Origin of the sequence: Actinomadura sp. NPDC000600 (assembly GCF_040492135.1) — a bacterium.
GTDB lineage: Bacteria > Actinomycetota > Actinomycetes > Streptosporangiales > Streptosporangiaceae > Spirillospora.
In genome coordinates, this window is sequence record NZ_JBEUPD010000005.1 from 33,130 (window position 1) to 46,155 (window position 13,026).

Genomic DNA, 13,026 nt, shown 5'->3' on the forward strand with positions numbered 1-13,026 from the left:
TGGGGTCTCGGGGTTAGGGGAGCCGTCCGTTCGGTCCGTCGGGGCCGGACCCGGACGGACGGCCCGCGAAGGAGGGGAAGGCGCCGACGCCGTTGGCGACCGCGCGTTCCGTTCCGTCCGACGGGTTGTTGCGGACGGTCACGGAGGTCTCGCCGGGGGAGCGCGCGACGAACGTGGACGAGCCGCCGCCGTCGAGGTTCACGCCGTCGTCGGCGCCCGCCTTGTCCAGGAGGGAGGCCAGTTCGGGGATGGTCGCCCCGCCGCTCAGCACGGACCTGCCGTCCACCACGACGAGGTAGACGTGCCGGCCGTCGCGGCTCACCCCGGCGGCCGTGCGCGGCGCCGGGCCGGCGGTGCCCAGGCCGTCCAGCGGCCTGCCGTCCCGCAGGATCGGGAACCCGCCCACGGCGAACCGGAAGCGGACCGGCCCGGTGAAGCGGTAGGAGACCCGCACCCGGTCGCCGGGCCTGAGCCGGCGCAGCGCGTCGGCGCCCTTCTCCCGCCCGACGAGCACGGTCGTGTCGGCCGGGATCGCGCCGCCGCCCACCGTGCCGGACACTCCCGTCACCACGCCCCGCCGCACGGTCGCCTCGGCGGTGTTCGTGCTGCACGGGTCGCTGCGCACCTGGTCGGTCCCGCACACCGCACGCTGCCGCGACACCTCGCCCCACTCGGGGCCGAACGCCCCGACTCCGCCCACCGGAAGCGCGTACTGGTTGAGGCCGCGTAGCGCGATGGACGTCCCGCCGGAACGGACGGTCCCGGTCAGGTGCAGGCGGGCCATGTGTCCGCGCCTGTCGTCGCCGACCCCGATGACGTCCTCGGTGGACGTCCCGGGCGGCAGCGCGGGCCCGAACCGCTGCCCGTCCGGCACGGCCCCCTTGAGCGGAGGGCCGCCATCGACCTCCGGCCCGGACGACGACCCCGTGGGCACCACCCCGGGATGGGTCTCGCTGATGTTGAAGAAGTCGCCGTTCACCCCGGCCACGGCGTGCTGCGCGTCCGCCATGGCCGACACCGTCCGCCGCGCGGCGACCACGGGCGGCCGCAGAAGCCCGACCTCGGCCTTCCGCAGATCGACGTCCAGCAGATCCCCGGCAACAGCCCCGCCAACTCCGGACGTCTCATACGTCCGGAACGTCACGCCAGAGGCAAGTTGCTCCGAGGAGGTGAAGCGCACCTCCCCGATCCCGGCCGAAGACGGCAGCCCCCGCACCCGCCCGTCCGGCCGCTCCCCCGACCCGGCCCCGTCAACCCCAGGCGCCGGCCCCACCTCACCCCGCGCGGGCACTCCTCCGACCCCGACCACCACGACCGCCGCCACCCAACCGGCCACCCACCTGCGCACCATCCGCCCGCCCTTCCGTCTGGCTCCCTTGTTTTTGATCATGACGCGCGCACGGCGAAAGGCAAGGAGCCGGAGGTTGACACTCGGGGAAGATCGCACGAAGCGCATCGGAAGGGTGGGTCAGCCGAAGGTGGGGAGGTCGTAGCGGTCCTGGTCGGAGGGGCGGGGGGCCTCGGGGCCGTCGCGGCCCAGGCGGAGCATGCGGCAGACGCGGACGGTGCGGAACTCGCGGCCGCGGACGTTGAACTCGTGGCCCGGCGTCGCCCGGATGCCGTCGGCGATCGCGGTCCACTCGGCGAGTTCGGCGGGGGTCGGGGGGTCGCCCTGGAACTCGCGGAGCCTCGGCATGAGGTCGGTGAAGTGGCGGGCCAGCCGGTCGCGGGCCTCCTCCGGGTTGTCGCCGCCGGTGAGCGGGGCCCAGGCGTCGCCGTCGACCTCGACCGCTATGAAGGTGGGCGGGAGCAGCACCACCCCGGGATGCGTCCGGATCGCGTGGCGCGCCTCCGTGCGGACCATGTCGGGGACGGTGCCGGGCACCGGCAGCCGCCCGACCAGGTTCAGCCGGAGCTGCGCCTCCCACTGGCCGCACGGCGCCGCCGGGTCGATGAGGTGGTCGCGCAGCAGGCCGTTCGCGGAGAGGTCGGCGTCGGTGGACCGGGGCGGCTCCATCACCCGGTGGCCGAGCAGGATGAACTTCTCCACCCGGATGACGCGGTAGCGGCGGTCGCCGATCTCCCACTCGTCCTTGGCGAGCTGCTCGCCCTCCTCGGGGTCGAGCCGCCCGGCCGCCGCCAGCATCGCCTGGACGGTCGGGGCGTCGGTCTCCCGCGCGGCGGCCGTGCGGAGGTCCATCGCGAGGCTGTAGCGGGCGGTGGCCGGTCCGTCCGCGCCCAGCGACGCGATCCGCCATTCCTTCGCGAATTGCACCGCATAACCGAATTCGGGGGATCCGGCGGGGAAGAGCTTCGGGTACCGCAGCATCCGCTCGCCGAGTTCCCGGTCGCGGACGTCCGCGACCGGATCGAGCAGGGCCGCCACGTTGATGTGGTCGTACCCGTGCATCAGCGGGAACGTCATGCCCGCATCCTGGCCGGATGCGGCCCCGCGCGCACGGCTTTTCCCGTATTCGAACGCCGGAAAGATTAAGGATTGATGGTATTTGAGGTATTTATTCGACGGGTTATTCGGCGAGGGTGACGACCACTTTCACATCGTCCGGATGGGGGGTGAAGGCCTCGGCGAAGCGCTCCAGCGGGACGCGGCGGGAGATCAGCCGGCCGAGCCAGTCCAGGTCGGCCCGCGCGAGGGCGTCCGCGGCGGCGGCGTAGTGCCGGAGGTTGGCGTTGACCGACCCGATCACCGCGTCGTTCTCCAGCACGATCTGCCGGTTGAGGTCGCCCGCGTCCACCTCGAGGGGCCGTCCCGACGAGGACACCCCGGTCAGGCACACGATCCCGTACGAGGCGTTGTGCGCCATCGCGCCGAACACCAGGCGGGACGCGCCGGTCGCCTCGATCACCACGTCCGGCTCCGCGCCCGCGAAGGCCTCCTCGATGCCGCCGCGGTGGTAGGTCGCGCCGAGGTCGGCGACGAGCCGCGGCTTCGGCCCGTCCGCCACCCGGTCGAGGACGTGGACGTCCAGCCCCCGCTGCACGCCGAGCATCGCCGCGAGCAGCCCGATCGGGCCCGCGCCGGTGACCAGGACCCGGCGCGGCTCGAACCACGCCCGGTTGCCGACCTTCTCGACCTGCTCCCACGCCTTCGCGACGACCGTGGCCGGCTCCATCAGCACGCCGACCTCGGCCAGCCGCGGGTCCAGCCGGACCGCGTAGTCGGCCTCGACCCGCCACGCCCGGCTCGCGTACCCGTCGATCTCCTTGATGCCGCGCTCGGTGTACCGGCCGTTGCGGCACATGTCGAACTCGCCGTGCGCGCAGGCCCCGCAGGGTTCCGGGTCGGGCCGCCGCACGACGCCCACGACGAGGTCGCCGGGGGAGAAGCCGCTGCCGGACGGGGCGTGCCGCACCCGGCCGAGCGACTCGTGCCCGATGACGAGGCGGTCGCGGCCCGGCGGGGCCCATCCGTAGTCGCCGGCGGCGATCTCCTTGTCGGTGCCGCACACGCCCACGGCGAGCCCGTCGACCAGCAGGTCCCCCTCCCCGGGCTCCGGGTCGGGGACGTCGGTCACGGCCAGCGAGCCGGGCTTCTCCGGCAGGACGGTCAAGGCGCGCATGGCGCTTCTCCTTCCACGACTTCCACGTCTCCAGCGGCTTGGGCGGCTAGGCGCGGCGATGGGCGGGACGGGAGCCGCTCAGATGCCGCGCGGTGTTGACGAGCCCGACGTGCGAGTACGCCTGCGGGGTGTTCCCGATCTGCCGCCCGGCGGCGGTGTCGTACTCCTCGCTGAGCAGCCCGAGGTCGTTGCGCAGGCCGAGCAGCCGCTCGAACAGGTCGGTGGCCTGCTCGGTGCGGCCGATGCCGTGCAGGGCGTCGGCGAGCCAGAACGTGCAGGCCAGGAAGGCCCCTTCGCCGCCCGGCATGCCGTCCACGCCGCCGTCGGCTCCGGTGTCGTAGCGCAGCACGAACCCGTCCCGGTACAGCTCCCGCTGCACCTGGTCGACGGTGCCGATCACGCGCGGGTCGTCCCAGGGCAGGAACCCCACCCGCGGGATGAGCAGCAGCGCCGCGTCGAGCCCGCGCGACCCGTAGAACTGGGTGAACGTTCCGCGGTCCGCGTCGTAGCCGTGCTTGCACACGTCCGCGTGGATCCGCTCCCGCAGCTCCTTCCACCTGCCGACGGGGCCGTCCAGCCCGTACCCCTCGACGGCCTTGACGGCGCGGTCGACGCCCGTCCAGGCGAGCACCTTGGAGTGGACGAAGTCGCGCCGCTCCCCGCGGACCTCCCACAGGCTGTTGTCGGGGTCGCTCCAGTGCCCTTCGAGGAAGTCCATCAGGGCGACCTGGAGGTCCCAGGCGTTCCCGTCGGTGCCGATGTCGGCCTCGCGGGCGATGTGCAGGCCGTCCAGGACCTCGCCCCAGGTGTCCAGCTGGAACTGCTCGGACGCGGCGTTGCCCACCCGCACCGGCGCCGACCCCTCGTAGCCGGCGAGCCAGTCCACGGTGTACTCGGTGAGCCGCCGGGTGCCGTCGATCGCGTACATGATCTGCAGGTCGGCGGGGTCGCCGGCGACGGCGCGCAGCAGCCACTCCCGCCACGCCTTCGCCTCCGCGACGAACCCGGTGCCGAGCAGGGCCTGGAGCGTGAACGTCGCGTCCCGCAGCCAGCAGAACCGGTAGTCCCAGTTGCGCGGGCCGCCGAGCCGCTCGGGCAGCGAGGTGGTCGCGGCGGCGACGATGCCGCCGGTGGGGGCGTAGGTGAGCGCCTTCAGCGTGATCAGCGAACGGCGGACCGCCTCGTCCCACCGCCCGTCGTAGTCGTAGCGGCCCATCCAGTCCCACCAGAACAGCTCCGTGTCGGAGAGCGCCTGCTCCGCCTCCACCGCCTTCGGACGCGGCAGGTGGGACGGCTGGTATGTCAGGACGAACGGGACGCGCTCCCCGGCCGACACCGTGAAGTCGGCGCAGGTCGTCAGGTCGCGCCCTTCGAGGGCGATGGGCGTCTTCAGCCAGGTGGCGTCCGGGCCTGCGACGGCGTTGAATTCTCCTTCCCGGTGCCGCACCCATGGCACGATCCGCCCGTAGTCGAACCGCAGCCGCAGCGCCATGCGCATCGGGACGCTCCCGCTGAGCCCCTCCACGATCCGGACGACGTCGGCGGCCTCACCCCGCGGCGGCATGAAGTCGATCAGCCGGACGGACCCGTCCGGGGTGTCCCACTCGGTCTCCAGGATCAGCGTGTCGTCCCGGTACCGGCGCCGCGCGCACATCCCGCCGGCCGCGGGCGCGACGCGCCAGAACCCGGCGTCCTCGTCGCCGAGTAGCGAGGCGAAGCAGGCGGGGGAGTCGAACCGGGGCAGGCAGAGCCAGTCGATCGAGCCGTCCTTGCCGACCAGCGCCGCCGTCTGCGTGTCGCCCAGCAGCCCGTAGTCCTCGATCCGCAGTGCCAAGACGCGCCACCTCCCGTCCTCGGTTCCTCTGGCTTCCTCCACTAACCCGTGATCAGGGATGTATGTACGGGGCGCAGGTGTTTGTGGCGAGCCGGTGAGGCCCCGTCCGGCACGGCGGCATGGGAGCCGCCGCCGTGCCGGACGGAGGTCTTGCGGGAGGACGCGAGCGGGTCAGGGGGTGCCGCAGCTGATGACCGGGTCGGCCGTGTTCCCGGTCGGGGCGTTGACGGTGAACCCGTACGACGCCGACGCGCCCGGCGCGAGGCTGCCGTTCCAGCCGACCGGCTTGACCGTGACGACGTTGCCGCTCGTGCTCGCGGTGCCGTTCCACAGGGCGACGATCTGCTGGCCCGAGCCCATCGTCATGACGACCGTCCACGAGGCGACCGCGGTGGCGCCGGCCTTGATGGTCACCTGGCCGTTGAAGCCCCCGTTCCACTGCGCGGTGCGAGCGTAGGTGCAGGTGACGGCCCCGGGGTCGCCCGGGTCGCCGGGGTCGCCCGGGTCCTCGCCGCCGAGGGCCTGGAGCGCCGCGTCGTATGCGGGCTTCTTGGCGTAGTTGCCGTCGAACAGCAGCGCGGCGCCTTCACCAGGGAACACGTCGGGAATCCACGAGTACTTGTCGGTGACGCCCCAGACGGTGATGACGGTGCAGCGCGACACGGCGAGGCAGGCGGAGACGACCTTCTTGTAGTCGTTCGCCTGGGTGGCGAGCTTGGAACTGTCCGGCGGGGTGGACATGCGGATGTCCAGTTCGGTGATGTGGACGTCCACGCCGAGGTCGGCGAAGCGCTGCATGTTGGTCTGCATGTCGGACGGGACGGCCCCCAGCGTCAGATGCGCCTGGAGGCCCACGCAGTCGATCGGGACGCCGCGTGCCTTGAAGTCCTTGACCATGTTGTAGACGGCATTGCTCTTCGCGTTCTGCCCGTCGATGTTGTAGTCGTTGTAGCAGAGCTTGGCGCTGGGGTCGGCCGCGCGCGCCGCGCGGAACGCCTCCTCCATGTAGGAGTCGCCGATGACCCGCTGGAACACCGAGTCGCGCCGGGCGCCCGAACCGTCCTGGAACGCCTCGTTCACCACGTCCCAGTAGGCGACCTTGCCCGCGTAGTGGCCGGCCTCCTTCGCGATGTGGTTCCGCATGGCGCTCAGCAGGTCGTCCCGCGAGGAGATGCCGCTCACCCAGTCCGGCAGCTGGTTGTGCCACACGAGCGTGTGCCCGCGGATCTTCATGCTCTGGGCCTGCGCGTGGCTCACGAGCTGGTCGGCCGGGCCGAAGTCGAACGAGTTCCTGGACGGCTCGGTGGTGGCCCACTTCATCTCGTTCTCGGGCGTGAGCTGGTTGAACTCGCGGTCGAGCGTGGCGGCGTACGCCGACTCGCCCATGTGGGCGGTGGCCGCGGCGGCGCCGAAGACCCGGCCCTTGGCCGCGGCGGCCTCCTTCAGCGTGCCCGGGGCGGCCGACGCGGGGAGCGCGACGGCCACCAGCATCGCCAGGAGCAGCGCGCCCGTGCCGAGCACCGCGGTGAGTGCTCTTCTCATGGTCTCTTTCCTCCTTGCCCAGGTCCGCGGGGATCTGCCATTCGGCTGCCTCGGCGGGAGCGGATCCGAAAAGTTTCGATATCTTTTCGGCAGCCGACAGGAAACTAACTCTGTGAGACACCAGCGTCAACCACCCGTTCCTGCTTTCACAGGTCAGCGCTGTTGACCGGCGACCCGGCTCGGCAGATCATCTGTCGAAACGTTTCGAGCCCAGCGATCCGCCGAAGTGCCCCGTCCTCGGGGCTTCTGCCGCCGATCGATACCGCCTTTGGTCGCCCCGCACTTTCTCGATCACTAAAGCCGTGCGGAAAAAATCGTGCGGAGACCATTGAAAGAAAGATCGATAGGGCATCTCTCAATAGAAAGGCGAAACGGATTCCATTCGCCTGTCAGTCGTTTTCGCGTTCCGGTTCGGAAAGCGGCTCGCGGCGCCGCCCGGCGCCGCGGGGGAAGGGAGATCGATGGGCTCTTCGGCACCACCGCGCGCCGACCTCGTCCTGGAGGGCGGCGGCGTGAAGGGCATCGCGCTGGTGGGCGCGATCGCCGAGACGCAGGCGCGGGGATACCGGCTCGGCGCGCCGGCCCGCGTCGCCGGGACCTCCGCCGGCGCGATCGTGGGCTCGCTGCTGGCGGCCGGGATGCCCGTCCCGGACATGGTCGAGCTCATGCGCGGACTCGACTACCGGACGTTCCAGGACGGCTCGCGCTTCGCGGCAGTCCGCGGCCTGTCCCTCCTCACCACGCTCGGCCTCCACAAGGGCGACGCCCTGCACCGGTGGATCGCGGCGCGCCTGAAGGAATGCGGGGTCGAGACGTTCGGGCAGCTGAAACTGCACGACCCCGACTCGGCGCTGCCGCCCCGGCACGCCTACAAGCTCGTCGTCGTGGTCTCCGACATCAGCAGCGGGCGTATGGTCCGGCTCCCGTGGGACTACGAGAGGTACGGCCTGCCCGCCGACGAGCAGCCCGTCGCGGACGCGGTGCGCGCCTCGGCGTCCATTCCGGTCTTCTTCCGGCCGCGCCGCCTGTGCCGGAACGACGGGCGCCAGTGCCTCCACGTGGACGGCGGAATGCTCTCCAACTACCCGATCACCATCTTCGACCGGGAGGACCGCGAACCCCGCTGGCCGACGTTCGGCGTGAAGCTGTCGGCCCGTCCCCCCTCCGAGGGCGTGTACCGGGAATGGCGCGCCGTCCGCGGCCCCGTCGGGTACGGCCGCGCGCTCGTCTCGACGATGGCGGAGGCGCACGACCGGGTGCAGATGGACGAGCCGGCCATCGTGGCCCGCACGATGTTCGCCCATACCGACGGCGTGCTCGCGACCGACTTCGACCTCGACGCGGCGACCCGCGAGCGCCTCTTCCAGGCCGGTCGCGCCGCGGCGGCGCAGTTCCTGGACGACTGGGACCACCGCACCTACCTGGCGCACTACCGCCCCCTCGTCACCCCAGCCTCCGACTGAGCCCGACCTCGACCGAGGGGCGGGATTTGTCGAATCTACGTACTTACGTAATAGTGGAGGAGTGACCGAGGAGACGCTGGCGGAGCGCGTCGCGCGGCTGGAGGAGCGCATGGCCGCGCTGGAAGGGGTCGCCCCCGCGGCCGGGCGCCCGGAGCCGGGCGACACCTTCTGGGCGCTGGACGCGCTGAAGGAGCGGGCGCCCGATCCCGGCGCGGTGCTGTTCACCGGCTCGGTGGCGCTGCCGTCCGGCGAGCACTATGAATGGCAGCAGGGCCACCCGACCGGAGATCTGCTGTCGGACGACTGGTCCCAGTCCGCCGACGCGCTCTCGGCGCTCGCGCACCCCGTCCGGCTGCTGCTGCTCCGGGAGATCCTGCACGGCTCCCGCACCGTCTCCGAGCTGGCCGCCCACGAGAGCCTCGGCACGACCGGCCAGCTCTACCACCATCTGCGCCAGCTCGTCGCGGCCGGCTGGCTGCGCACCACCGGGCGCGGGCGCTACACCGTCCCCGGCGAACGGGTGGTGCCGATCCTCACCGTGATCGCCGCGACCCGCCGCTGACCGACCCGTGGAGGAACGATGATCAGGACGCTCGCACGGTTCCGGACGCTGTTCATCCTGCTGGGCCTCGCGCTGGCCCTCACCACGTCCCTGCATGGCATAGGCGTGCTCTGGGGCGCCGGAATGGTCCTCATCGCGGCGGGGCTCGTGCTGTTCTTCGTGTCCGGCAGCGCACCGGACCGCGAGCCGGTCGTCCTGCGCAGCCCGGTCGAGGGGCGCTGGGTGCCCGTCAACAGTCCCGCCGACAAGGTGCCCAGTCACGGGACGCACGAGCTCGGCCAGACCTACGCGATCGACCTGGTCCACGTCCCGGACGGCGAATGGCGCGCGACTCGGCGCTGGCCGCTCGCCGCGCGCCCGGAGACGTTCCCGTCCTTCGGGCGCCCCGTCGTCGCACCGGCCGACGGCGTGGTCGTCCAGGCGAGCGGGTGGCAGCGCGACCACTGGAGCCGCAACTCCTGGCCCGGCATCGCCTACCTCCTGGTCGAGGGGATGGTGTTCCGCCAGCTGCTGTCCGTCCTGACGCTGTCGGCGGGCAGGTTCGTCGTCGGCAACTCCGTCACGCTCGACCTCGGCGGCGGCGTGTACGCGGTCTTCGCCCACCTGCGCCGCGGGTCGGTGCGAGTCGCCAAGGGCGACCGGGTAAGGGCGGGGGACGTCCTCGGCGAGGTGGGCAACTCGGGCAACACCTCCGAGCCGCACCTGCACTTCCACCTCATGGACCGCCCGCGCCCGCTGGCCGCCGCCGGCCTGCCGTTCGCCCTCCCCTACGAGAGCGGCGGCGAGGCCCTCACCGGCGTCCCCGGCGGCCTCCGCCCCTGCGTCCTGACGGCCGGTCCGCCCGCCCGGTGAGCGCGCGCGGCGCAACCGGCGATTGCTGTCTGCGTTCGCGGCCGATTTTGTGATCACGTGCCAGTGCGCGGCGATGATCTTGGCCCATAAGTTGATCTTGACCGCTGCTCGCCGCTCGCTCCTGGAGGGTCGGTTACGTGGGTCCGGAAACGCGAAGGCACAGTGGGAGACGCATCCGCGAGTTCGGGCACATCGACACCGTGGCGGCGCAGGGCGGTCGGGTGGTGACGCTCTTCAGCGGCGGCCTCGACAGCTTCTACCTCCTGTGGCGGCTCAGCCGCCACCGCGGCCTGCGCGTCCACGCCCTGTCCGTGGAGCTCGGCGGCGACGCCGAGTACGACCGGACGGGCGCCGACCTCGGCTCGCTCGGCGCCGAGCACGTGCGGGCCGACCTGTCGGAGGAGTTCGCCGAGGAGTTCGTGGCGCCCGCCATCGCGGCCCAGGCCGTCTACCTCGGCATCCACCCGGTCAGCTCGTCGCTCAGCCGCCCGCTGCTGGCCCGGGCCGCGGTCGACCTCGCCCGGGAGGTGGGCGCGCACGCGATCGTGCACACCGCCAACCGGTCGCAGAACAGCCTGCGCCGGATCGACTCCTCGATCGCCGCGCTCGGGTTCGACGGCCATTTCGGCAGCCCCTACGAGCGGGACGCGATCGGCCGCGACGACAAGCGCGCGGCGCTCAAGGACGCCGGGTTCGCGGAGTTCGCCGACCGCGCCTACAGCGGCGACTCCAACCTGTGGTGCCGGGAGTTCGAGTCGGGCATCCTGGACGATCCGGAGTGGTTCCCCGTCCCGGAGGACCTCTACTTCTGGACGGCGGGCCCGCGCCCGGACCGCCCCGCGGAGATCACGCTCGACTTCGAGGCGGGCCGGCCCGTGGCCGTCGACGGCGCGGCCGCCGGCCTGCGCGAGATGATCGCGTCGCTGAACGTCCGCGCCGGCCGGTTCGGCCTCGGCCGCTACTCCGGCCTGGAGCACCTGGAGGGCGGCGAGAAGGTCCTCGAAGTGCGGGAGATGCCGGCGGCGTGCCTGCTGCTGCACGCCTACCGCCAGCTGGAGAGCGCCACCGTCCCGGCCGAGACGACGCGGGAGAAGATGGCGCTGGAGCAGCTGTGGACGCGGGAGGCCGTGGAGGGGCGCTGGTACGGCCCGCTGCGGGAGGCCGCGCAGGCGTTCGTGGAGAGCGTCGCCCGCCACGTCACCGGCCGCATCACCTACCGCCTCGACCGCGACGGGATGACGGTGCTGTCCATCCGCGCCCCCGGCGGCCTCTACCTCCGCGACCGCGACGCCTGGGAACGCGCCACCGCCCGCGACGCGACCCCCGCCGGCGCACCCTGACTCCGCGCGGGGACGGTCAGAGGACGGCGGCCAGTTCGTCGAGCGCGGTGGTGAGCACGTCGACGCCCTTCAGGAACTCGGCGATCTCGATGTGCTCCTCGTCGGAGTGGTCCAGCGAGCTGTCGCCCGGCCCGTACGTCGCCATGGGGACGTCCCAGTGCGGCGCCACGGTGTTCATGTCGGACGTGCCCGTCTTGAGGGTGGGCCGGGGCGTCCCGCCGTGCCGCCGGATGGCGGCCGTCACCGCCCGCACCACCGGGTCGGACCGCCCGCTGCGCACCGCCGGGACGTGCCGGACGATCGTGACCTCGCCGCCGTCCGCGCGGGCGCGCAGCCGCGCCGCGAAGGCCTCGGCGTCGTATCCGGGCGGGACGCGGCAGTCGACGTCGAGCCGCGCCTCGGTGAGGTCCCCGTGGACGCCGCGCAGCGTCGCGGCGGGCAGGCCGAACGCGGCGTGGTCGCGCTCGGGCCCGAGCGCCTCCAGCAGGTCGTGCCAGAACGCCACCGCCACCTCGGTCGCCTTGGCGGCCGGGTTGGTGGAGTGCGTCGAGGGCCGGGCGACCCGGTACTCGACGTCGATCTTGCCCTTGTAGCCGAGCACCACCCGCGACCAGCCGCTCGGCTCCCCGACGAGCAGCGCGTCCGGCGCGGGGCAGGTGCGCGCCAGGTGCTCGCCGCCCCGCGACAGCCGCTCCTCCTCGACCGCGCCCACGACCCGCAGCGTGCCGGGGAACGAGGGCCGGGCAGCCGCCGCGCTGATCATCGCGGCGAGCGGGCCCTTGGCGTCCGCGGCGCCCCGGCCCACGAGGCGGCCGCCCACGCGCCGCGCCGGCAGCGGCCGGTCGACGGTGTCGAGATGGCTGAGCAGCATCACCACCGGCCCCGCGCCGGTGCCGATGTCGCCGATCACGTTGCCGGCCTCGTCGCGGCGCGCGGCCATGCCGAGGTCGTTCATGACCTTCTCCAGGTAGCGCGCCAGCTCGTCCTCCCGCCCGGACGGCGAGGGGATCGACAGCATGGCGTGCAGCAGCTCGACGGGGTCGCTCACATGATCTCCAAGGTCGTGCCGGCGCCGCCCAGGGCCGCGGTGACGGGGCGGGGGAGCCGCCCGTCGCCGATCGACACGTGGGGGACGCCCGCGAGCAGGGCCTCGCGGGAGGCGATGAGCTTGCGGTGCATGCCGCCGCTCGCCGCGTGCGGGACGGGGCCCTCGCGGGGGAGCGGGCAGCGGTCCAGCAGCGAGCCCTCGTCGGACGCGTCGCGCAGCACGCCCGGCGCCGTGGTCAGCAGGACCAGCCGCTCGGCGCGCAGCGCGCCCGCGACCGCGGCCGCGACCCGGTCGGCGTCCACGTTCACCGGCGCGCCGTCCTCGCCCAGCGCGGGCGGCGACACCACCGGGACGAACCCGGCGCCGACCAGCACGTTCAGCACCTTGGGCCGGACGCCGGTGAGCCGCCCGCTGTGGTCGTCGCGGACGATGACGGTGCGGCCGTCGCGCACGGTGCGCTGCGCCGTCTTGCGCCGCGCCCGCAGCAGGCCGCCGTCCAGCCCCGTCAGACCCACGGCCGGGACGCCGTTCGCGGCCAGGGTGCGCAGCAGCCGCGGCTTGACCCGTCCGGCGAGCGCCAGTGTGAGCACCTCCAGCATGGCCGGATCGGTGTGCCGGCTGGTCACGCCGCTCGGCGAGACGAGGGTGCGGGCGGGCACGCCGAGGTCCCCGGCGAGCCGGTCGACGTCGGCGGCGCCGCCGTGCACGAGGACCGCCCGCCCGACGAGCCCGGCGAGGTCCGCGCACACCGTCTCGGCGGGTACCGCGCCGCCGCACTTCACCACGACTATCCCCGAACCAGGG

General features: G+C 73.0%; 11 protein-coding genes. 4 read left to right on the forward strand and 7 right to left on the reverse strand.

Going from position 1 to position 13,026, the window contains the following annotated elements:
- Nucleotides 1-13 precede the first annotated feature (13 nt).
- The 5 genes from ABWI07_RS09190 to ABWI07_RS09210 form a co-directional block, all read right to left on the reverse strand.
- The gene (locus ABWI07_RS09190) at nucleotides 14-1,144 is read right to left on the reverse strand and encodes a phosphodiester glycosidase family protein (protein WP_353818194.1); all 1,131 of its coding nucleotides are present in this window, start codon (nucleotides 1,142-1,144) and stop codon (nucleotides 14-16) included.
- 324 nt (nucleotides 1,145-1,468) lie between these two features.
- Complete coding sequence (locus ABWI07_RS09195) at nucleotides 1,469-2,425, reverse strand: DUF5954 family protein (RefSeq protein WP_353818195.1); 957 nt, start codon at nucleotides 2,423-2,425, stop codon at nucleotides 1,469-1,471.
- Nucleotides 2,426-2,528: 103 nt separating this feature from the next.
- Nucleotides 2,529-3,581, reverse strand: coding sequence for a glucose 1-dehydrogenase (locus tag ABWI07_RS09200; RefSeq protein ID WP_149262603.1), 1,053 nt, complete (start codon nucleotides 3,579-3,581; stop codon nucleotides 2,529-2,531).
- 46 nt (nucleotides 3,582-3,627) lie between these two features.
- Nucleotides 3,628-5,409 (reverse strand): glycoside hydrolase family 15 protein, encoded by a 1,782-nt coding sequence (locus ABWI07_RS09205; RefSeq protein WP_502912812.1) that lies wholly within the window; start codon nucleotides 5,407-5,409, stop codon nucleotides 3,628-3,630.
- Between the two features lie 177 nt (nucleotides 5,410-5,586).
- Nucleotides 5,587-6,957 (reverse strand): glycoside hydrolase family 10 protein, encoded by a 1,371-nt coding sequence (locus ABWI07_RS09210; RefSeq protein WP_353818197.1) that lies wholly within the window; start codon nucleotides 6,955-6,957, stop codon nucleotides 5,587-5,589.
- A gap of 461 nt (nucleotides 6,958-7,418) precedes the next feature.
- Between ABWI07_RS09210 and ABWI07_RS09215 the strand changes: the two genes are divergently transcribed.
- The 4 genes from ABWI07_RS09215 (at nucleotide 7,419) to ABWI07_RS09230 (ending at nucleotide 11,174) form a co-directional block, all read left to right on the forward strand.
- Entirely contained in the window at nucleotides 7,419-8,420 is a 1,002-nt protein-coding gene (locus ABWI07_RS09215; protein ID WP_353818198.1) for a patatin-like phospholipase family protein, read from the forward strand.
- Between the two features lie 61 nt (nucleotides 8,421-8,481).
- Nucleotides 8,482-8,982, forward strand: a complete 501-nt coding sequence (locus tag ABWI07_RS09220; RefSeq protein ID WP_268843288.1) for an ArsR/SmtB family transcription factor — start codon at nucleotides 8,482-8,484, stop codon at nucleotides 8,980-8,982.
- An 18-nt stretch (nucleotides 8,983-9,000) separates the two neighbouring features.
- On the forward strand, nucleotides 9,001-9,834 hold the full coding sequence (locus ABWI07_RS09225) for a M23 family metallopeptidase (RefSeq protein WP_149262607.1): 834 nt from the start codon (nucleotides 9,001-9,003) through the stop codon (nucleotides 9,832-9,834).
- Between the two features lie 137 nt (nucleotides 9,835-9,971).
- Nucleotides 9,972-11,174 (forward strand): argininosuccinate synthase-related protein, encoded by a 1,203-nt coding sequence (locus ABWI07_RS09230; RefSeq protein WP_200842215.1) that lies wholly within the window; start codon nucleotides 9,972-9,974, stop codon nucleotides 11,172-11,174.
- A gap of 16 nt (nucleotides 11,175-11,190) precedes the next feature.
- Here the strand turns inward: ABWI07_RS09230 and ABWI07_RS09235 are convergent, their stop codons facing one another.
- Together ABWI07_RS09235 and ABWI07_RS09240 are read right to left on the reverse strand one after the other, a co-directional pair.
- Nucleotides 11,191-12,222, reverse strand: a complete 1,032-nt coding sequence (locus tag ABWI07_RS09235) for a M20/M25/M40 family metallo-hydrolase (protein WP_353818199.1) — start codon at nucleotides 12,220-12,222, stop codon at nucleotides 11,191-11,193.
- Nucleotides 12,219-13,007, reverse strand: a complete 789-nt coding sequence (locus ABWI07_RS09240; protein ID WP_353818200.1) for a [LysW]-aminoadipate kinase — start codon at nucleotides 13,005-13,007, stop codon at nucleotides 12,219-12,221. Before ABWI07_RS09240 ends, ABWI07_RS09235 begins: the two co-directional genes overlap by 4 nt.
- Nucleotides 13,008-13,026 lie beyond the last annotated feature (19 nt).